Genomic DNA, 20,174 nt, shown 5'->3' with positions numbered 1-20,174 from the left:
CCGAGCGTGGCGAACCCCGCCCCGGCAGGTCAGCGGCGCATCGCCCAGACTTTCGGGCCGCCGTCCGGCAGCTCCACGACACCGGTGACGACGAATCCGAGACGTTCGTAGAGCGCGACGTTCGCCTCCGAGGAGGTCTCCAGACAGGCCGCGACCCCCTGCCGTTCGGCCGCGCGAAGTCCTGGTTCGAGGACGGCCCGTCCCAGGCCGCGCCCCTGCGAGGCGGGATCGACGCCCACCGTGGCCAGGAACCACGCGGGCTCGCTCGGCTGCAGCTCCGCGGTGGCCTGCTCGGCCAGTTCGGCGGCGTGGGCACGATCGCCTCGCAGTTCCGTCACCCGCTCGGCGACGGACACGAACGCCTCCTCGAGTCCGGTGGAGCCGGGCGTCGTCCAGACGGCCACCGCATCGACGTCATCGGAGACCCACACCTCGCCGCAGCGCATGCCGATCTCGGTGAGGAAGAGCCCCTGCAGGTCGCGGACCCGGGTCTCGTGGTCCCGGCCGTCGACGGTGTAGCGGGTGAACGGATAGTCGCGGAACGCTCGTCCGAGCGTTGCCGTCGCTTTCTCGACATCGTGCACCGTCGCCGGCCGGACCACATGATCGTTCGACACGCCGTGGCACTCTACCGAGCGCCACGGCCGCACTCGGTCAGGAGAAGTCGGGCTCCTCGTCGCGGCTGCGCTTGAGTTCGAAGAAGTGCGGGTAGGACGCGAGGGCGACCACGCCGTCCCACACCTTGCCGGCCTCTTCGCCGCGCGGGATCTTCGACAGGACGGGCCCGAAGAAGGCGATGCCGTTGACATGGATGGTGGGCGTACCGACGTCCTGGCCCACCTTGTCCATGCCGGCGTGGTGGCTCGTGCGCAGAGCCTCGTCGTAGGCGTCGCTGTCGGCGGCCTCGGCCAGCGAGGCATCGAGGTCGAGTTCGGCGAGCGACGCGGCGATCACGTCCGCGAAGTCCTTGTTGCCCTCGTTGTGGATGCGGGTGCCCATCGCCGTGTACAGCGGGGAGAGGATGTCGTCGCCGTACTTCTGCGCTGCGGCGATCGCGACGCGCACCGGGCCCCACGCCTTCGTCATCAGCTCGGCGTACTCCTCCGGCAGGTCGCGCCCCTCGTTCAGCACGGCCAGGCTCATGACATGGAAACGCGCGTCGATGTCGCGTACCTTCGTGACCTCGAGGATCCAGCGCGAGGTGATCCAGCACCACGGGCACAACGGATCGAACCAGAAGTCGGCGGTGTCCTTGCCGGTCGTGGACGCGGCAGTCAGGTCGCTCAAGAGATCTCCTCACAAAAATTCGTACGGGCCGGACAACTACGAGCATGTTCAACGCGGTTCCGTCGACGATTCTTCCTGAACCGGGCCGTAGTGCGGGCGGTAGCCGTAACGTCGGAGCCGGGAAGCAGGTCCGGCACGCATCACAGTGGAGGCACCACGATGTCGGGTGAGGAAACGTTTCTGATCGTCGGCGCGGGTCTGGCCGGTGCCAAGCTGGCAGAGGAACTGCGCGCCCGCGACTTTCCCGGGCGCATCCTGCTGATCGGCGCGGAGGAGCACCTGCCCTACGAGCGACCGCCGTTGTCGAAGGACTACTTCGCCGGACGCAAGCAACTCGCCGACTTCACGGTGCACGACGGCGACTGGTACCGCGACCACCGCGTCGAACTGCTGCTCGGCACGAAGGTCACCGCGATCGATCCGGCCGCCCACACGGTGACGTTGCCCGACGGGTCGACGTTGCACTACGACAAGCTCGCTCTCGCAACGGGCTCGACGCCCCGCACGGTCCCGATTCCCGGAGCCGACGCCGAACGCGTGTACGTCATGCGCACCGTCGAGGACTCCGATGCGCTGCTCACCGCGATCCAGGGCGAGACCGACCATGCGGGATGGCTGGCCGTCATCGGCGCGGGATGGATCGGCATGGAGATCGCCGCGAACGCCCGCGGCCGGGGCGCGGGGGTGGTGATCGCGGAGACCGCGAAGCAACCCCTGCTCGGTGCACTCGGCGAGGAGATGGGCGCGGTGTTCGCCGACCTGCACCGCGCACACGGGGTCGATCTGCGGACGAACACCTCGGTGCGCGAGATCGTCGCCTACGACGGTCGCGCGAGCGGCATCCGGTTCGGCGACGACAGTGTGGTGCCCGCCGACGCCGTGCTGGTCGCGGTCGGGGCGCGCCCGAATGTCGACCTGGCCCGCGACGCCGGGCTCGCGGTCGACGACGGCGTGCTCGTCGACGCCTCGATGCGGACGAGCGATCCGGACATCGTGGCCGTCGGCGACATCGCCTCGGCGGAGCACCCGCTGCTCGGCACCCGGGTACGCGTCGAACACTGGGCCAACGCCCTGAACCAGCCGGCCGTCGCGGCCGCGACGATGCTCGGCCGCGAGGCAACCTACGTCCGGCTCCCCTATTTCTTCACCGACCAGTACGACCTCGGCATGGAATACGTCGGGCTCGCTCCCCGCGACGCGCGGGTGGTCACCCGCGGCGACGTGCAGGACCGGCAGTTCCTCGCGTTCTGGCTCGACGACGAGCAGCACGTCCGGGCGGGGATGAACGTCAACATCTGGGATGCCGGGGACGACATCCGCGCTCTCATCGCCTCGGGGCGGCCCGTCGACGTCGGCCGGTTGACGGACACCACGGTGCCGTTGTCCGACGTCGCTCCGTGAGGGTTCGCCGATCATGATGGGATGGACGCCGACCGACATTCCGTCGTGAGAAGGAGTTCTCCCGTGGCACCACCGAATCTGACCCGCGAGCAGGCCGCCGAACGGGCCGCGATCCTGTCCGTCGACAACTACAGCATCGAACTGGATCTCACCGACGGTGCCGGCGCGCCGGGCACCACGACCTTCCGGTCGGTGACCACCGTGCGATTCGACGCGACCGCGGGCGCCTCGACGTTCATCGACCTCATCGCGAAGACCGTGCACTCGGCGACCCTCAACGGCGAACCCGTCGACGTGTCCGGATACTCCGAGGAGACCGGCATCGCCCTCACCGGGCTCGCCGCCCACAACGAACTCGTCGTCGACGCCGACTGCCTGTACACGAACACCGGCGAGGGCCTGCACCGGTTCGTCGACCCCACCGACGACGCGGTGTACCTGTACTCGCAGTTCGAAACGGCCGACGCCAAGCGGATGTTCGCGTGCTTCGACCAGCCCGATCTCAAGGCCACCTTCGACCTGAAGGTCACCGCGCCGCAGGACTGGGCCGTGATCTCCAACGCCGACACCGTGCAGACCGCCGCCGCGCAGCCGGGTCTGCACATCTTCCGCACCACCCCGCGGATGAGCACCTATCTCGTCGCGCTCATCGCCGGTCCGTACGCGGTGTGGTCCGACGAGTACACCGACGAGCACGGCACGATCCCGCTGCGCATCTTCTGCCGAGCGTCGCTCGCGGAGTACATGGACGCCGACCGGCTGTTCACCGAAACCAAGCAGGGCTTCGGCTTCTACCACGCCAACTTCGGGATTCCCTACGCCTTCGGCAAGTACGACCAGCTGTTCGTGCCCGAGTTCAATGCCGGGGCGATGGAGAACGCCGGCGCGGTGACCTTCCTGGAGGACTACGTCTTCCGGTCCAAGGTCACCCGCTACTCCTACGAGCGCCGCGCCGAGACCGTCCTGCACGAGATGGCGCACATGTGGTTCGGCGACCTCGTCACCATGCGCTGGTGGGACGACCTGTGGCTCAACGAGTCGTTCGCGACGTTCGCGTCGGTGCTGTGCCAGGCCTCGGCCACCGAGTACACCAACGCGTGGACGACCTTCGCGAACGTCGAGAAGTCGTGGGCCTACCGGCAGGACCAGCTGCCGTCGACACACCCGATCGCCGCCGACATCCCCGATCTCGCCGCGGTCGAGGTCAACTTCGACGGCATCACCTACGCCAAGGGCGCGTCGGTGCTCAAGCAACTCGTCGCCTATGTGGGGCAGGAGCCCTTCCTCGCCGGCCTGCGCGAGTACTTCCGCGACCACGCCTACGGCAACGCCACCTTCGACGACCTGCTCGCCGCGCTGGAGAAGGCCTCCGGCCGCGACCTGTCGGACTGGGGTGCCCAATGGCTCAAGACCACCGGCCTGAACATCCTGCGACCGGACTTCGAGGTCGACGACCAGGGACGCTTCACGCGTTTCGCGGTGGTGCAGGAAGGTGCCCAGCCCGGCGCCGGTGAGTTCCGCGTGCACCGCCTCGCGATCGGTGTGTACGACGACGACGGCTCCGGCAAGCTCGTCCGCACGCACCGCGTGGAGATCGACGTCGACGCCGCCGAGCGCACCGAGGTCCCCGATCTGGTGGGTGTACCGCGCGGCGCGTTCGTGCTCGTCAACGACGACGACCTGACGTACTGCTCGGTGCGGCTCGACGAGGAGTCGCTCGCGACCGTCATCGACCGGGTCGGCGCCATCGCCGAGTCGCTGCCGCGCACCCTGGTGTGGTCGGCGGCGTGGGAGATGACCCGTCAGGCCGAGATGAAGGCGCGCGACTTCGTCGCCCTCGTGCAGCGCGGGATCGCCGCCGAGACCGAGGTCGGTGTCGTCCAGCGTCTGCTCATGCAAGCGCACACCGCGCTGGAGAGCTACGCCGACCCGTCCTGGGCCGCGGAGCAGGGCCGGGCGGACTTCGCCAACCGCCTGCTCGAGCTCGCCCGCGAGTCCGAGGCCGGCTCCGACCATCAGCTCGCGTTCGTCAACGCGCTCACCACCGCGTACCTGTCGCCTTGGCACACCGAGGTGCTCGAGGAGCTGCTGGGCGCCGATCCGGCGACAGTCGGCCTGCCCGGGCTGACGGTCGACACCGATCTGCGCTGGCGGATCGTCCAGGCGCTCGCCGCGGCGGGTGAGGTCGACGCCGAGGGTGTCGAGTCGCCGTTCATCGACGCGGAGGCCGAACGCGACCCGACGGCTGCGGGTGCCCGCCAGGCGGCGGCCGCCCGCGCGGCCCGTCCGCAGGAGGCCGTCAAGGAACAGGTGTGGCAGACGGTCGTGCACGACGACAGCGTCCCGAACATCACGGCGCGCGCCGTGATCGGCGGTTTCGCCCCGGCCGGTCAGGGCGAACTGCTCGAGCCGTACGTCGCGCGGTACTTCGCGGAGGTGCCGGGAGTGTGGGAACGCCGTTCGAGCGAGGTCGCGCAGACCGTCGTGATCGGGCTCTACCCGTCGTGGTCGATCAGTGAGCAGTCGGTGGCGGCAGCCGACGAGTTCCTCGCCGACGACCATCCGCCGGCCCTGCGGCGACTCGTCGTCGAGGGTCGCGCCGGGGTCGTGCGCTCGTTGAAGGCACGCGCGTTCGACGTGTCCTGACGCACCGACCTCACCGAACGACTGTGGGCGGTGCCCACATGAGACGACTGTGGCCCGCTGCCTCTCCTTCACGGAGTGGCAGCGGGCCACAGATGGTTCGTGGGCTCCGTATCAGGGAGCGACCATGGCGTTCGCGATGACGCGGACAGCACTGGTGATGCCGTCGAGCAGATTCCCCTGACCGAAGGACGACACGGCCGCGGTGACGCCGAGCTGCAGCACCCGGTCGGTGGCGCGGTCGGCGGCGGTGCGACCCGAGCGGACCTCGATGCTCCGCTGGTTCGGGAAGACGGCCACGAGGACCGAGTTGTCGGCGTCCGGCGTCGTCGGCATCAGGGCGTCGGTCGCCGCAGCCGGATTCACGTCGTCACCGATGTAGACGGTGAACCGCACGTTGGTGATCCGCATCGCGTGCGTGAGCGTGTCGTCGAGGGTGATGAGGTCGCGGTCCTTGAACGGCGCACCCGTGAAGGCCTGCCCGAGACCGCGCACGGCGGAGATGCGTCCGCTCGCGGTGAGTGCCGCACCGTGCGGCAGGTTCTCCGGCGCGACGGCCGGACGCTGGATCACGTCACCACTTGCCACTTGCGGTACCTCCGATCAGCTCCGCCGAGGTCAGAGCGGCATGACCGTGACCATGATGCGGGTATTTCCAGGGATGGGTCGATTCGTCGGTCGCGGTCCACAGGAGCGGTCCGTGCTCCCATTTCCGGTCGAGCGTGTACGGGTCGTCCGACGGCGTGGAGCCCGGGTACTTGCTCATGACGAAGGACAGCCCACCGAAGACCAAGACGATCAGCAGCGGGATGCCGACGAAGATCAGGGTTGTCTCGAGAATGCTCACAGCCAAACGTTAGCCCAGCCGGGCCCGAAAGGCCTCATACGCCCCGGAGAACGACCCGATCAGGCCGCGCCCTCCCCCAGATAGGGCAGCCAGGTGGGGTGCAACTCGGGCAGGGTCGCGAGCAGGCGCCAGTGCCGACCCTTGGGCGGATTCGGCACCACACGCAGGGTCCATCCGAGTTCGGTGAGCAGCTTGTCGGCCTTGCGATGGTTGCACGGCGCGCAGCACGCGACGCAGTTCTCCCAGGTGTGCTCGCCGCCGCGGCTGCGCGGCACGACGTGGTCGATCGTCTCGGCCTTGCCTCCGCAGTAAGCGCACCGGTTCCGGTCGCGGTGCATGAGCGCGGCCCGGGTGAGCGGCACCCGGGCGTGATACGGAACGCGCACGTAGTTGCGCAGACGGATCACGGACGGCAGTTGCACGGACCATTCGGCCGACCGCACGAGCGGGGCGAGCGGATCGTCGTGCACGGTATCGGCCTTGCCCCCGGCCATCAGGACCACGGCCCTGCGGGCGGGCAGGGCGGTGAGCGGCTCGTAGGTGGCGTTGAGCAGCAAGACTCGACGTTTCAACCAGTCGGGTACCGTCGCGGTGCTGTCGTGCACCACGCGCAGTGTGGTAGCCCCCGGCACCCCTGCAGGGGCGTCCGCGGGCGGGAGTTGTCGATGCGAGCTGCTGCTGTGCTTCATACGACCTCCGAAAAGACTGGGAACAGTGGACCACGGATGCTCCCGAATCGCACCCCGAATCAGCGGACCGGTCCAGGTCGGGCCGGTGAACATCCGGTGACGGTCCCGCCCGGCACAGCTCGTCGGGCGGTGTGCGGTCGGGAGCGGGCACAATGGACGGTCGAGAGGGACGGTGAACGAATACAGATGAGTGACGAGCAGACCTTCTACGAGGCGGTCGGTGGCGCCGAGACGTTCCGCCGGCTCACTGCACGGTTCTACGAGGAGATCGCACGGGACGAGATCGTCCGGCCCCTGTATCCCGAGGAGGATCTCGGTCCGGCCGAACGGCGCATGCGGATGTTCCTGGAGCAGTACTGGGGCGGCCCGCGCACCTACTCCGAGGAACGGGGCCACCCGCGGCTGCGCATGCGTCATCATCCTTTCCGGATCGGGCCGCTCGAGCGCGACGCCTGGTTGCGGTGCATGCACACCGCGATCGCGTCGATCGACGAGAAGACGCTCGACGACGAGCACCGTCGGCAGCTCGTCGACTACATGAACATGGCGGCCGACTCGATGATGAATTCCCCTATCTAGGAGTCGGCGTGTCCGGGGTCAGCGGCCCAGTATCCGGCGCAGGCGGTCCTCCACCTTCTGGGTGAACCGCGCCGCCGGAGACAGATGACGACGCAGAATGGCGTGCTTGCGCACGTATTCGGGGACCTCCCACAGAGCGGTGGTCCCGGCTCGGAAGAGCGCCGCGTCCCCGGCACGCAAGGTGCGCGGCTCGGAGTCGACGGACGAGACGACGACCGAGCCCTCCACGATGTGGACGATCTCGTCGACGCCGAAATGCCAGTCGAAGCGACCGGCCGTGCAGTCCCACACGTGTGTGGTGGTGGTGCGGTCGGCGCTGGTCGCCCACTGACCGCTGCGTGCCACGGGGGCACCCTCGCGGATCCACGCAGGATTGATCGGGTCGTCGCGCAGCTCCACGTCGTCCAGCCGGACCGCGACGATCGATGTCGTATTCATGCCGTTCGTCCTATCATGCGACCCGGTCCGGACGGAACGGCCGCGGGCACCGTTCGCCCTGCCTTTCGCCTTGTCGTCTGACACGATGACTCTCGTGGCCCACCCCGCAGCACCGACCTCCGGACGAGGCGACCCGACGGCGTCGTGGTGGCGCAACGCGGTCTTCTACCAGGTCTATCCACGCTCGTTCGTCGACGCGAACGGTGACGGCATCGGCGACCTCGCGGGTGTGCGCAGCCGCCTCGGCTATCTCGAACTGCTCGGTGTCGACGCGATCTGGCTCAACCCGGTGATGCGTTCGCCGATGGCCGATCACGGCTACGACGTCTCCGACCCCCGCGACATCGACCCGCTGTTCGGGGACATCGCCGATCTCGAAGCGCTGGTCGCCGACGCCCACGCCCGCGGCATCCGGGTGGTGATGGACCTCGTACCGAACCACGTCAGCGTCGAGCACCGCTGGTTCCGGGCCGCGCTCGAAGCCGGGCCGGGCAGCCGCGAACGCCGGCGCTTCCACTTCCGCGACGGGCGCGGACCGGACGGCAGCGCGCCACCGAACAACTGGCCGAGCGTCTTCGGCGGGCCGGCCTGGACCCGCATCACCGAACCCGACGGCACGCCCGGTCAGTGGTATCTGCACGTCTTCGCTCCCGGGCAGCCCGATCTGAACTGGGACGACGAGGAGGTCGTCGAGGATCTCGACAAGACCCTGCGGTTCTGGCTGGACCGGGGCGTGGACGGTTTCCGCATCGATGTGGCCCACGGCATGGCCAAGCCCGCGGATCTTCCCGACCACGACGGGTGGGAGACCAACGAACTGCTCGGGCACTCCCCCGCCGACCCGCGGTTCAACAATCCCGAGGTGCACGACATCCACCGCCGCATCCGGCGGGTCTTCGACGAGTACCCCGACTCGGTGGCGATCGGTGAGATCTGGGTCGACGACCACGAACGGTTCGCCGAGTACCTGCGCCCGGACGAACTGCATCTCGCCTTCGACTTCCACCTGACGCTGTCGGACTGGGACGCCGACGCCGTCCGCGACGCGATCGAGAAGGGCCTGGCGGCGGTGACGTCGGTGCAGGCCTCACCGACGTGGACGCTGTCGAACCACGACGTCGACCGCGAGGTCACGCGGTACGGAGACGGTGAGGTCGGGCTCGCACGGGCACGCGCGATGATCCTCGTCGCCCTCGCCCTCCCGGGAGCCGTGTTCGTCTACAACGGTGCCGAACTGGGGTTGCCGAACGTCGACCTGCCCGAGGAGGTGCTGCAGGATCCGGTCTGGGAACGATCCGGCCACACCGAACGCGGACGCGACGGATGCCGCGTGCCGCTGCCGTGGGAAGGCGAGGCACCCCCCTTCGGATTCACTTCCGCCGGGTCGGCGTGGCTGCCCCAGCCCCCGGAGTGGTCGGCCCTGACCGTCGAGAAGCAACTCGAGGATGCGAGTTCGACGCTCTCGCTGTATCGCCGGGCGATCGAGATCCGCACGGAGCGAAGGCGACCGATCAGCACGGAGCGAACGCGACCCATCAGCACGGAGCGAAGGCGGGCCGAAGGCGGCGAGATCGGCTGGTACGGAAGCCCGGCGGGGTGCCTGGCCTTCCGCCGTTCCGACGGCCTGACCTGTGTGCTCAACGCCGGCGACGTCGCGGTCGATCTGCCTCCCGGTGAGGTGCTGCTCGCGAGTGCGCCGCTCACCGGACACGCACTGCCGCCGGACGCCGCCGCCTGGCTGGCGTGAGACCTCGTCAGAGGACGCTCAGACCGAGCCCGCCGCCGCGTCGCAGGTAGACCGACCCGAAGCGGGCGTCGAGGCGCATCCAGGTGGCGTGCGCCCGCACCCGGACCACCTCGGTGGGATCGATGTCCGTCGAGTCGACGCTGTCACGACCGGCACCGGGCACGAAGCCCATCGCACCGAGCGCGAACACCATGCGCATCGGCACGCCCACGGTCGTCCCGGCGCCGCTCACCTCGAGAACCTCCTGGGCGAGCAACGACGCCGGTGGCCCTTGCGCGCCGTGCTCGCGGGTGAGCGCGACGCCGCGTTGCGCGAGTTCGACGAGGATCCGGGCCGGCACGTCGTCGACGTGGACGTAACCGTCGTCGGGCGGAAGTGCGCCGCGCCAGGCGGAATCCATCGCCCAGCCCGGGTCGACCTGGGTGCGCGGTTCGGACCCGGCGAGGAGCGCGGCGCGCAGCGATTCGGCGGCCACGCAGGTGTCGGCCGGAGCCACGGTTCCGCGGACGACGCGTCCGGCGAGTACCTCGAAACCGGTACGTGTCCACACGCCGAGCAGTCCGTCGCCGCGGCGACGCAACCGCACCACCGCGGCCTCGTCGAGACGCGCGGCCCGGGCCAGGAAGGCGGCGAGATCGACGCTGTCGTCGGGGCCGGCGAGCGTCAGGAGGCGCTCTGCGTGCCGGATCCGGTCGTCGGTCACGTCGCCCTCGTCACTTGCGGTGCCACCGTCAGTTTCGTTGCCACTGCCGCAGGAACTCTCGTTCGTCGTTGCTGAGTCGGCGCAGGCGCTGGGTCTCGATGTCGAACGCCGCGATCTGGGTGGACGCGACCACCGCCGGCGCCGAGTCGACCGGAGCACCGCTCGGCCGCACCTCGTACCCGATCGTGAAGTCGACGGCCCGCACCTTCTCGGTCCACATCAGCACGTCGAGCGGACCGTCGTCGTGGCGCAGCTGACCGCGATAGCGCACGTGGAGGTCGGCGATGACGGCACCTTCGCGCAGGTCGCGGGTGGGGCGACCGTCGGCGAACAGCCACGGGATCCGTGCTTCCTCGAGGAGCGTGACCATCCGCGCGTGGTTGATGTGCTGGAAGACGTCCATGTCGGACCACCGCACCATCACCTCGGTGTGGAAACCGAACTGTTCGCCCGCACCGCTCACTCGTTACCTCCGATCGGATGCGCCCGTGCGCACCATGCCCCTGATCTGTCGTGCCGCCACCGACAAGGTGGCGAGGTCCAGACTTCCAGACGCGAAGATCTCGTCGAGCGCCGCCCTCGCACGGACGAGTTTGGATCCGTTGGACGACTCCCAGTCCTCGATCATCTCCTCGGTCGATTCCCCGGGTTCGGCGCCGGCGAGCACGTCGAGGACGATCGAACGCAACGAGCCGTACAGGTCGTCGCGCAGCGCGAGTCGCGCCAGCGAATGCCAGCGGTCGCCCCGTTCGAGACCGGAGACCGCCGTGAGCAGGCGGTCGACGCCGAGTCGCGCGTCGAGGGCGTAGTAGAGGTCGGCGACCTCCGCCTCGTCGCGCTGCTCGATGTCGGCGATGTCGATGACGTCGAGCAGCGGGAACTGGTCGAGGAGCCGGAAGACCACGCCCGTCAGCTCCTCTGGTGCTCCCCGCTCGAGGAGCGGACGGGTGCGGCGCACGAAGTCCTCGGCGTGGTGCCCACGCATCCAGTCCGCGACCCGCGGTGCGAGACGCGCGAATGCGTCGCGGTAGCGGCTGATCTCGGCCCCGACCGCGAGGGGCTGTGGCCGCGTGGCGAGGAGCCGGCGCGACGCCCGGTCGAGCACGCGGCGGGATTCGAGCAGCAGGTCGTCCTCGATGTCGACGCGCAGCCCGGCGGTCCGGATCTCGTCCCACAGGGCCGGTAACCCGAAGATGGTGGTGACGGCGGCGTAGGCGCGGATGGCGTCGGTCGCCGTCGCCCCGGCCTCCTCTGCGAGCCGGTAGACGTAGGTGGGGCCGCCGTTGTCGACGGTGGTGTTGGCCAGCATGGTGGCGACGATCTGCCGGCGCAGCGGATGCGCCCGGATCCCGGCCCGGAACCGCTCGCGCAGCGCGGACGGGAAGTAGGCGGGGAGGATCGCCGCGAAGGTCTCGCTGTCGGGCAGGTCCGTGGCGAGCAGGTCGTCGACGAGGGCGAGTTTGACGTGGGCGAGGAGCTGCGACAGCTCCGGCGACGTCAATCCCTCCCCCGCCGCTTCACGACGGTCGAACTCGGCCTCGTCGGGCAGGGCCTCGAGGTCGCGGTCGAGTCCGCGATCGAGTTCGAGGGCCGCGAGCAGACGACGGTGTACTCCCAGCAGGGACGGCGCGACGGCCCGCTCCAGTCCGAGCACGGCGTTCTGGGAGATGTTGTCGGCCAGAACGAGTTCGGCGACGTCGTCGGTCATCGACGCGAGCAGCGGATTGCGGTCCTCCGCCGCGAGCTCACCGGCGGTCACCATGGCGTCGAGGAGGATCTTGATGTTGACTTCGTGGTCGGAGCTGTCGACACCGGCCGAGTTGTCGATCGCGTCGGTGTTGATCTTTCCGCCGGCACGGGCGAACTCGATGCGGCCGCGTTGCGTGACACCGAGATTGCCGCCCTCGCCGACGACTCGGGCGCGCAGCTCCCGCCCGTCGACGCGCACGCCGTCGTTGCTCTTGTCCCCCACGTCCGCATGGGTTTCCGTCGACGCTTTCACGTAGGTGCCGACGCCGCCGTTCCACAACAGGTCGACGGGTGCGCGCAGGATCGCGCGGATCAATTCGGGCGGTGGGAGTTCCGTGACATCGTCGGGCAGGTCGAGCACCGCCCGCGCCTCGGGGCCGACGGGCACCGACTTGGCCGTCCGGTCCCACACCCCACCCCCGGCCGCGATGAGCTCTGCCGAGTAGTCCTTCCACGACGATCGCGGCAGTTCGAACAACCGGCGCCGCTCCTCGAACGACCGCTCCGGATCGGGATCGGGATCGAGGAAGATGTGCCGGTGGTCGAAGGCCGCGACGAGCCTGATGTGCCGGCTGAGCAGCATGCCGTTGCCGAAGACGTCGCCGCTCATGTCGCCGATGCCGACCACGGTGAAATCGTCCGTCTGCGGGTCGGATCCGAGTTCACGGAAGTGACGCCGGACGCTCTCCCACGCACCGCGCGCGGTGATGCCCATCTCCTTGTGGTCGTAGCCGGCGGAACCACCGGAGGCGAACGCGTCGCCGAGCCAGTAACCGTATTCCGCTGCAACGGAATTCGCGAGATCGGAGAACGACGCCGTGCCCTTGTCCGCGGCCACCACGAGATACGGGTCGTCGCTGTCGTGACGCACGACCCGTTGCGGCGGGACCGTCTCGTTGCGGGCAGCATCGAGATTGTCGGTGATGTCGAGCAGACCGGCGATGAAGCGCCGATAGCACCGTTCGCCGCGCTCGCGGACGGCACGACGATCCGCCTCGGCGTCGCCGGTCGGACGGGGCGAGTGCTTGACGACGAAGCCGCCCTTCGCCCCCACGGGCACGATCACCGCGTTCTTCACGGCCTGCGCCTTGACCAGGCCGAGCACCTCGGTGCGGAAGTCCTCCCGGCGGTCCGACCAGCGCAGACCACCGCGGGCGACGGGACCGAACCGCATGTGGACGCCCTCGACGGCCGGGGCGTAGACGAACACCTCGAAAGCCGGTCGCGGCTGGGGTAGTTCGGCGATCCGCCGCGGCTCGAACTTGAGCGACAACGCCCGGCCGTCCGGACGCTCGTGCCCGATCCCGCCGGCCACGTGGAAGTTGGTGCGCAGGGTCGCACGGATCAGGGAGAACAGTCCGCGGAGGATGCGGTCGGTGGCCAGTGCGGTCACCTCCGCGATCGTGGTCGTGATTTCCTCGGCGATCTGCTGTTCGCGTTCGGCGGAGGCATTCTCCGGATCGAACCGGGACTCGAACAGTCCGACGAGCAGGGCCGCGGTGCGCGGGGCGCCGAGCAACACACCTTCGATGTTGTACTGGCTGTACGGGAATTCGGTCTGGCGCAGGTACTTCGCGTAGGCCCGGACGAGCACGACCTGCCTCCAGGTGAGCCCGGCGCGCAGCACGAGCTGGTTGAACCGGTCGGTCTCGACCGCACCCCGCCATGCCACGGTGAAGGTGTCGGTGAGGCGACCCGCCAGCGTCGGATCGGTCTCGACGATGTCGGGCTCGATGTCCTCGGGCAGGCAGAGCCCGAAATCGTAGATCCAGCAGTCGATCCCGTCCGATCGTGGCAGCCGGTAGGGTCGCTCGTCGACGACCTCCACGCCGAGGCTCTGCAACACCGGGAGGATACGGCCGAGGGTGACCGTCTCGTCCGCGACGTACAGGGTGAAGCGCAACGACAACGGATCGTCGGATCCCGGCCGGTACAGGTGCGTGTCGAGATCACCGGAGTCGAGCGCTTCCAGACGCCGCAGGTCGTCCAGGGCGCGTTCGGAGCCGAAGTCCTCCTTGTACGCCTCGGGCACGACCTCGGAGTACCGCTGCACCAGCAACGGATCGAGATCGCCGGTCGCGGCCGCCGCCTCACCGAGCCGATCGGCCCAGTTGCGGGTCACCTCCGCGAGCATCGCCTGGATCCGCAGACGGTTGTCCTCGGAGGTGTCCACCTCGCGACGCGCGCGACCGGAGAACCGGATGGTCACATGCAGCAACGCGAGGTCGCGTTCGGAGACACGCGCGGTGTAGTCGAGTACGCCGCCGCCGAACTCGCGCAACAGGATGTCCTGGATCGCGACGCGCACCTTCGTCGTGTAGCGGTCGCGCGGCAGGTAGACCAGGCACGAGATGTATCGCCCGTAGGTGTCGACGCGGACGAACAACCGCACCTGCCGGCGGATGTCGACCACCGCGGTGACGGTCTCGTAGAGGGTGTCGGTGTCCATCGAGAACAGTTCCGCGCGGGGCACCGTCTGCATGATCTCGAGCATCGCCTGACCGCTGTAGGACGACAGTTCGACCCGCGCCCGCGCGACGACCTCCCGCACCCGGCGCGACACCACAGGGATGTCGAGGATGTTCTCGTGCAGAGCGGTCACCGTGAGGACACCGAGGAAACGGTCCTCTCCGACGACCGCGCCGTCGGCGTCGAGCCGGGCGACGCCGACGAAGTACGGGTAGACGGACCGGTGCACGGTGGCGGGAAGCGCGCCCTGGGTGAGCACGAGCAGCGGGCGGCGGCCCGTGCCGACCTCACCGGGCAGGTCGAGCGGGTCCGCGACCGAGGCGTCCGTGCGCAGCACTCCCCTGCCGCTGCCGGGTACGGGTGTCGCACGGACATGGTCGGCGCCGCCGTCGGGTACGAAGTCGTATCGGCGGTAGCCGAGCAGTGTGAAATTCCCGCCGCTCAACCATCGCAGCAGCTCGGCGGTTTCGGTGAGCTGGTCGGCAGTGTACTGCGCGGGCGGATCGGCGGCCAGGTCGTCGAGCGCGTCCGCGAGGTCGCGCTGCAGGGCGTGCATCTCCGCGGAATCCGACGCCACCTGCCGCACGTCGGACAACACGCGCCGCAGGCCGTGATCGATCTCCTCGACCGACTCGTCGTCGACGGGCCCACGCAGCTCGATGTGCATCCACGATTCGGCGGCTCCGCCCGAGGCCCGTCCGCCTTCGTCGGCCAGGCTCTCGAGGTCGCCGTCGGCAGTGCGACGCGCCGACAGGACGGGATGGATGACCGTCCCCACCGAGACGCCCAGCCGGGAGAGCAGTGCCAGCACCGATTCGACGAGCAGCGGCATGTCGTCGGTGACGATCTGCACGGCGACGCCCATGCCGTCGGTGCGGCGCACGCCGACGACAGCGGTGTCCGGTGCGCGGCGGCGACCGAGGCGGACGTGCTCGAACGCGGCCGCGCCGTGGTCGGTGGTGAATTCTCCGGAGCCCTGATAGATCCGCTCGAGGACTGCCTCGGGGGGAGTATCACTGCCCGTTGAATTTGTCTGCGCCACAGCCGGATCGGCCATCGACACCCCTCCTGCTCTATCGGGCGGATACACCGCGCGCCGCGGACGGACTCGTGATCGAGCCTATCCGCGGCGCGCAGTCGGGGGGTCGGAACCGGCGGGTCGGTAACCGGCTCGGCCGGCCGACACGATGTACCGGCTCAGCCGGTGGGCGCGACGGCGCGGTGCCGGTCGAGCACCGCCCGTACCTCGTCGGTCAACGGCCGGGACGTATCGGTCTCGGGATCGAAGCCGACGAGCACTGTGTCGGCGACGGCGCACACCGCGCCCTCCCGGTCGAGGATCGTCTGGCGCACCGTGAACGAGCTCGTGCCGAGACGCAGCACCGCCGTCTCGACCTCGATCGGTGCCGACGAGTCCTTGAGCGGCCGCAGGAACTCGACGTCCATCTTCCGGACGACAACTGCGTCGCGCGACGGCAACTCGCTCAGGAAGAACTTGATGCGTCCTTCCTGCAGGTACTCGACGACCTTGGCGTTGTTGACGTGTCCGAGCCGGTCGGAGTCGCCCCAGCGCACCTCGATCGGGCACCGGTAGTGCCGGTGCCCGTCAGGCTCAGTCACGCGTGAGCTTCCGGTGCGTGACACGGTGCGGACGTGCGGCGTCCGCACCGAGGCGCTCGATCTTGTTCGCCTCGTAGGCCTCGAAGTTGCCCTCGAACCAGAACCACTGGCCCTCTGCGACGTTGCCCTCCCACGCCAGGATGTGGGTACAGGTGCGGTCGAGGAACCAGCGGTCGTGGGAGATCACGACGGCGCAGCCCGGGAACTGCTGCAGCGCGTTCTCGAGCGACGACAGGGTCTCGACGTCGAGGTCGTTGGTCGGCTCGTCGAGGAGGATCAGGTTGCCGCCCTCCTTGAGCGTGAGCGCCAGGTTCAGGCGGTTGCGCTCACCACCGGACAGCACACCGGCCGGCTTCTGCTGATCGGGGCCCTTGAAACCGAACGCGCTCACGTAGGCACGCGAGGGCATCTCGTTCTGCCCGACCTCGATGAAGTCGAGACCGTCGGAGACCACCTCGAAGACCGTCTTCTTCGGATCGATGTTCGCGCGGTTCTGGTCGACGTAGCTGAGCTTGACCGTGTCGCCCACCTTGACGGTGCCGCTGTCCGGCTCCTCGAGACCGACGATCGTCTTGAACAGAGTGGTCTTGCCGACACCGTTGGGGCCGATGACACCGACGATGCCGTTGCGCGGCAGCGTGAACGACAGGTCCTTGATCAGGACGCGGCCGTCGAAGCCCTTGTCGAGGTGCTCGACCTCGACGACGACGTTGCCCAGACGCGGCGGCGTCGGGATCTGGATCTCCTCGAAGTCGAGCTTGCGGTGCTTCTCGGCCTCCGCAGCCATCTCCTCGTAACGGGCCAGACGCGCCTTGTTCTTCGTCTGCCGGGCCTTGGCGCCGGAGCGGACCCACTCGAGTTCCTCGCGGAGCCGCTTCTGCAGCTTCTGGTCCTTCTTGCCCTGCACCTCGAGGCGCTCGGCCTTCTTCTCCAGGTAGGTGGAGTAGTTGCCCTCGTAGGGATGCAGCTTGCCGCGGTCGACCTCGCAGATCCACTGCGCGACGTGATCGAGGAAGTACCGGTCGTGCGTGACGGCCAGCACGGCGCCCGGGTACGACGCGAGGAACTGCTCGAGCCACAGCACCGACTCGGCGTCGAGGTGGTTGGTGGGCTCGTCGAGGAGCAGCAGGTCGGGCTTGCTCAGCAGCAGCTTGCACAGCGCGACACGGCGGCGCTCACCACCGGAGAGGTGGGTGACGGGCTCGTCCGGCGGAGGGCAGCGCAGCGCGTCCATGGCCTGCTCGAGCTGCGAGTCGAGATCCCACGCGTTGGCGTGATCGAGCTCCTCCTGGAGCTTGCCCATCTCCTCCATCAGCTCGTCGGAGTAGTCGGTGGCCATGAGCTCGGCGATTTCGTTGAAGCGGTCGAGCTTGACCTTGATCTCGCCGAGGCCTTCCTCGACGTTCTCCTTGACCGTCTTCTCCTCGTTGAGGGGCGGCTCCTGCTGGAGGATGCCGACGGTGGCCTCCGGATCGAGGAAGGCCTCGCCGTTGCTGGGCTGATCGAGCCCGGCCATGATCTTGAGAATCGACGACTTGCCCGCGCCGTTGGGTCCGACGACGCCGATCTTCGCGCCGTGGTAGAAGCTCATGGTGACGTCATCGAGGATGACCTTGTCACCGTGCGCCTTGCGCACCTTCTTCATCGTGTAAATGAACTCCGCCATGACCACCAGCGTATCGGGCGACCGTCGATAACCCACATCGTGCGAACACGACAGGTGGGGCCGGCGCCGGAGTCCGGCAGGTGCCGGAGCCTCCGGCCGGGTCACACCAGCTCCGCTGCCGGGGTCACAGCAGCTCCGCTGCCGGGGTCACAGCAGCTCCCGCTGTCAGGGGTGCAGCAGCTCCGCGACGAAGCCCGTGGTGTCGGGTAGCGACGCGAACATCGTCTCCGAATGCCCTGTCGGGTACGTCCTGAACTGCGCGTTCGCGCCACCGGCCCACAGGTCCGCGATCAGTGTGAACGCGAGGGGCGCGGGCACCGTCGCGTCGCGCAGGCCCTGGGCGAGGAACAGCGGCCGGTCGTATCCGGCGGTCGGCACGGCCAGGTAGTCGGTGAACGCCGCACGGAACCGGTCGTCGCTCAGCGGTCGAGCGAGGACCTCACCGACGCCGACCTCGCCGTACCGGTCGCTCAGGTCGTCGTAGCAGAGGCGTTCGGCGGCGTCGACGATCTCCCGTCCGAGGGGTGTGAGATATCCGTCGAGGTCCAGGGCCGGATCGGCGTCGCGCAGGCCCGCGAAGATGTAGGCGGCGAAGGTGGTGAGTCCGTCGAGACCGAGATCGGGAAGGCCCGGGAATCCGAGCGGGAACAGGTACTCGAGGTTGGACGGGGCGCCGGTCGTGAGCGTCCCGCGGAAGTCCAGTTCGGGTGCCCGGGCGGTCGCGGCGCGCGCGGTGTGCAGGCCGGTGTGCCCGCCCTGGGACTGCCCGATCACGACCCAGCGGTCGGACAGCGACGGTTCGACGGCGCGTCCCGCCCTCACGATGTCGATGACGCTGTTCGCGGCGCTCTGTCCGTCCAGATAACGGTGCAACCCGTCCGACCCGAGACCCGGATAGTCGGCTGCCACGACGGCGTAACCCTGCCCGAGCCAGTGGTCGAGATAGGCGGTGTCGCGCGGTGTACGCGGCAACCGCGAGGGTGCGCACGAATCGTCGAGGCCGACGGTGCCGTGCGCCCACGCGACGACGGGCCACCCTCCCTCGGGAGGCGTGCCGTGGGGAAGGAACAACGCCCCGGTCGCGGTGGTGGGAGCGCCGCTGCGCCACCGCGTGGTGTAGGTCAGGGCCCGCGCCGAGGACGCGCCGGGTAGCGACAACCCGAGCTCGAGCGGGGCGACATCGACGACGGTCCCCGGCGTGTCGACGACGGCCCCCGGTGCCGGACTCGCGTGCACCGCGGGAGGTGCGAGGAGTGGCGTCAGCAGTGCCAGTGCACAGGTGAGCAGCAGGGCCGGGACACGCGCGGTACGGGTCACGTCGTGGACGATACGGGTCGTGCGGCCGGTGCGTTCGCATTCGTCCGATTCGCCGGATCGGGATTGAGTGATCCGCAGGACGGGCACCCTCCAGGCATGACATCCCATTCCCACGGATCCGCGCCCGCCACATCCCCCGCGACCCGCACCGGGCGCGACATCGCCCGCGTCGTGGCCGTGGCGGTGAGCGCTCCGCTTGCCGTCGTGGTGTCGTTCTTCGGTTCGGGTGCGGCCGGTGGGACGCCGGTCGCGGAAGCTGCAGGTGGTGCGTTGTCGGCGGATTCCACGGCGGTCGCGCCCGGAGGCCCGGCCTTCTCGATCTGGACCCTCATCTACGCCGGTCTGCTCGCGCTCGCGGTGTGGCAGGCACTGCCGGCGAACCACACCGACGCGCGTCAACGCGCCGCGGGCTGGTGGATCGCTGCGTCGATGCTGCTGAACGCAGCGTGGATCACGGCGATCCAGTTCGATCAGGTCTGGCTGAGTGTCGTGGTGATCGTCGCGCTGCTCGCCGTGCTCGTCCGGGTGTTCCTGATCTTCACGCGCGTCCTGCCGTCGAGCAGGCTCGAAGCGGTGGTCGTCGACGGCACGATGTTCGTCTACCTGGGCTGGGTGTCGGTGGCGACCGTCGCCAACACCGCCGCGGCGCTGCGTTACGAGGACATCGATCCGTTCGGCTGGGGAGCCGACGTGTGGGCGATCATCGTGCTGGCCGTCGTCGCCGCCGTCTCCGTGGTCCTCGCGACGGCAGGTCGGGGCCGACTGGCCGTGACCGGTGCGCTCGTGTGGGGTCTGGCATGGATCGCGGTCGCCCGCACGGGTGACGGCGGTCTGGTGTCCACTCCCGCAGCGGTCGCCGCCGTGACAGCCGCGGTCATCGCGGTCGTGGCCACCGTGGTGGCGCGCATCGGCGCCGAGCGCTCCCCCACCCGCACGACAGCAGCCGCCTGATTCCCTCGGACGTGCACATCTCGTCGGTCCGCTTCGGCGTGGCGCGACGAGATGTGCGCGTCGGAGCG

The 20,174-nt window shown here is 69.1% G+C and carries 17 protein-coding genes; 5 read left to right on the top strand and 12 right to left on the bottom strand.

Annotated features, from left to right (window positions below):
• Positions 1–29: 29 nt before the first annotated feature.
• The gene (locus ACNJ7K_RS20755) at positions 30–617 is read right to left on the bottom strand and encodes a GNAT family N-acetyltransferase (protein WP_159418643.1); all 588 of its coding nucleotides are present in this window, start codon (positions 615–617) and stop codon (positions 30–32) included.
• A 37-nt stretch (positions 618–654) separates the two neighbouring features.
• Complete coding sequence (locus ACNJ7K_RS20750; protein WP_060651140.1) at positions 655–1,287, bottom strand: mycothiol-dependent nitroreductase Rv2466c family protein; 633 nt, start codon at positions 1,285–1,287, stop codon at positions 655–657.
• 159 nt (positions 1,288–1,446) lie between these two features.
• On the opposite strand from ACNJ7K_RS20750, the gene ACNJ7K_RS20745 reads away from it, so the two are divergent.
• Together ACNJ7K_RS20745 and pepN are read left to right on the top strand one after the other, a co-directional pair.
• Positions 1,447–2,688, top strand: a complete 1,242-nt coding sequence (locus ACNJ7K_RS20745) for an NAD(P)/FAD-dependent oxidoreductase (protein ID WP_192378752.1) — start codon at positions 1,447–1,449, stop codon at positions 2,686–2,688.
• A 63-nt stretch (positions 2,689–2,751) separates the two neighbouring features.
• Positions 2,752–5,334 (top strand): aminopeptidase N, encoded by a 2,583-nt coding sequence (gene pepN / locus ACNJ7K_RS20740; protein ID WP_230787679.1) that lies wholly within the window; start codon positions 2,752–2,754, stop codon positions 5,332–5,334.
• A 111-nt stretch (positions 5,335–5,445) separates the two neighbouring features.
• On the opposite strand, the gene ACNJ7K_RS20735 is transcribed toward pepN, so the two are convergent.
• Genes ACNJ7K_RS20735 through ACNJ7K_RS20725 form a run of 3 tightly spaced genes read right to left on the bottom strand, consistent with a single transcriptional unit; the run spans position 5,446 to position 6,867 of the window.
• The gene (locus tag ACNJ7K_RS20735; RefSeq protein ID WP_120282182.1) at positions 5,446–5,919 is read right to left on the bottom strand and encodes a DUF5130 domain-containing protein; all 474 of its coding nucleotides are present in this window, start codon (positions 5,917–5,919) and stop codon (positions 5,446–5,448) included.
• Positions 5,906–6,178: an aa3-type cytochrome oxidase subunit CtaJ gene (gene ctaJ, locus ACNJ7K_RS20730; RefSeq protein ID WP_016691850.1), complete on the bottom strand. Its 273-nt coding sequence runs from the start codon at positions 6,176–6,178 to the stop codon at positions 5,906–5,908. The genes ACNJ7K_RS20735 and ctaJ overlap by 14 nt, the downstream gene beginning before the upstream one ends.
• A gap of 59 nt (positions 6,179–6,237) precedes the next feature.
• On the bottom strand, positions 6,238–6,867 hold the full coding sequence (locus tag ACNJ7K_RS20725; RefSeq protein ID WP_080597645.1) for an HNH endonuclease: 630 nt from the start codon (positions 6,865–6,867) through the stop codon (positions 6,238–6,240).
• 186 nt (positions 6,868–7,053) lie between these two features.
• On the opposite strand from ACNJ7K_RS20725, the gene ACNJ7K_RS20720 reads away from it, so the two are divergent.
• Positions 7,054–7,446, top strand: a complete 393-nt coding sequence (locus tag ACNJ7K_RS20720; RefSeq protein ID WP_006551125.1) for a globin — start codon at positions 7,054–7,056, stop codon at positions 7,444–7,446.
• Between the two features lie 18 nt (positions 7,447–7,464).
• Here ACNJ7K_RS20720 and ACNJ7K_RS20715 read toward each other — a convergent pair whose 3' ends face one another.
• The gene (locus tag ACNJ7K_RS20715; RefSeq protein WP_159418646.1) at positions 7,465–7,884 is read right to left on the bottom strand and encodes a cupin domain-containing protein; all 420 of its coding nucleotides are present in this window, start codon (positions 7,882–7,884) and stop codon (positions 7,465–7,467) included.
• An 85-nt stretch (positions 7,885–7,969) separates the two neighbouring features.
• Here ACNJ7K_RS20715 and ACNJ7K_RS20710 point away from each other — a divergent pair, with 85 nt between their 5' ends.
• Entirely contained in the window at positions 7,970–9,631 is a 1,662-nt protein-coding gene (locus ACNJ7K_RS20710; protein WP_487042123.1) for a glycoside hydrolase family 13 protein, read from the top strand.
• Between the two features lie 7 nt (positions 9,632–9,638).
• Here the strand turns inward: ACNJ7K_RS20710 and ACNJ7K_RS20705 are convergent, their stop codons facing one another.
• The 6 genes from ACNJ7K_RS20705 to ACNJ7K_RS20680 all read right to left on the bottom strand — a co-directional run bounded on the left by ACNJ7K_RS20705 (position 9,639) and on the right by ACNJ7K_RS20680 (position 19,155).
• Entirely contained in the window at positions 9,639–10,334 is a 696-nt protein-coding gene (locus tag ACNJ7K_RS20705; RefSeq protein ID WP_120282179.1) for a DUF8185 domain-containing protein, read from the bottom strand.
• A 28-nt stretch (positions 10,335–10,362) separates the two neighbouring features.
• A complete protein-coding gene (locus ACNJ7K_RS20700) occupies positions 10,363–10,797 on the bottom strand; it encodes an acyl-CoA thioesterase (RefSeq protein ID WP_120282178.1) in 435 nt (144 codons plus the stop codon).
• A gap of 3 nt (positions 10,798–10,800) precedes the next feature.
• Complete coding sequence (locus ACNJ7K_RS20695) at positions 10,801–15,609, bottom strand: NAD-glutamate dehydrogenase (protein WP_120284156.1); 4,809 nt, start codon at positions 15,607–15,609, stop codon at positions 10,801–10,803.
• A 140-nt stretch (positions 15,610–15,749) separates the two neighbouring features.
• Positions 15,750–16,172 (bottom strand): acyl-CoA thioesterase, encoded by a 423-nt coding sequence (locus ACNJ7K_RS20690; protein ID WP_120282177.1) that lies wholly within the window; start codon positions 16,170–16,172, stop codon positions 15,750–15,752.
• Positions 16,165–17,838, bottom strand: a complete 1,674-nt coding sequence (gene ettA / locus ACNJ7K_RS20685; RefSeq protein WP_120282176.1) for an energy-dependent translational throttle protein EttA — start codon at positions 17,836–17,838, stop codon at positions 16,165–16,167. Before ettA ends, ACNJ7K_RS20690 begins: the two co-directional genes overlap by 8 nt.
• A 165-nt stretch (positions 17,839–18,003) precedes the next feature.
• Complete coding sequence (locus tag ACNJ7K_RS20680) at positions 18,004–19,155, bottom strand: lipase family protein (protein ID WP_487042122.1); 1,152 nt, start codon at positions 19,153–19,155, stop codon at positions 18,004–18,006.
• A gap of 96 nt (positions 19,156–19,251) precedes the next feature.
• Here ACNJ7K_RS20680 and ACNJ7K_RS20675 point away from each other — a divergent pair, with 96 nt between their 5' ends.
• A complete protein-coding gene (locus ACNJ7K_RS20675; protein ID WP_120282174.1) occupies positions 19,252–20,106 on the top strand; it encodes a tryptophan-rich sensory protein in 855 nt (284 codons plus the stop codon).
• The last annotated feature ends 68 nt before the right edge of the window (positions 20,107–20,174 follow it).

This window comes from Rhodococcus shunpengi, assembly GCF_048381395.1.
Classification (GTDB): Bacteria; Actinomycetota; Actinomycetes; order Mycobacteriales; family Mycobacteriaceae; genus Rhodococcus.
The sequence above is the reverse complement of the archived record's forward strand: the minus strand, read 5'-3'. Positions and strand labels throughout refer to the sequence as shown.

Excerpts from the sequence above, each read along its gene's own strand:
- ACNJ7K_RS20725 (WP_080597645.1), bottom strand. The coding sequence starts at position 6,867 with ATGAAGCACAGCAGCAGCTCGCATCGACAACTCCCGCCCGCGGACGCC.
- ettA (WP_120282176.1), bottom strand. The coding sequence starts at position 17,838 with ATGGCGGAGTTCATTTACACGATGAAGAAGGTGCGCAAGGCGCACGGT.
- ACNJ7K_RS20720 (WP_006551125.1), top strand. The coding sequence starts at position 7,054 with ATGAGTGACGAGCAGACCTTCTACGAGGCGGTCGGTGGCGCCGAGACG.
- ACNJ7K_RS20715 (WP_159418646.1), bottom strand. The coding sequence starts at position 7,884 with ATGAATACGACATCGATCGTCGCGGTCCGGCTGGACGACGTGGAGCTG.
- ACNJ7K_RS20695 (WP_120284156.1), bottom strand. The coding sequence starts at position 15,609 with ATGGCCGATCCGGCTGTGGCGCAGACAAATTCAACGGGCAGTGATACT.
- ACNJ7K_RS20710 (WP_487042123.1), top strand. The coding sequence starts at position 7,970 with ATGACTCTCGTGGCCCACCCCGCAGCACCGACCTCCGGACGAGGCGAC.
- ACNJ7K_RS20675 (WP_120282174.1), top strand. The coding sequence starts at position 19,252 with ATGACATCCCATTCCCACGGATCCGCGCCCGCCACATCCCCCGCGACC.
- ACNJ7K_RS20745 (WP_192378752.1), top strand. The coding sequence starts at position 1,447 with ATGTCGGGTGAGGAAACGTTTCTGATCGTCGGCGCGGGTCTGGCCGGT.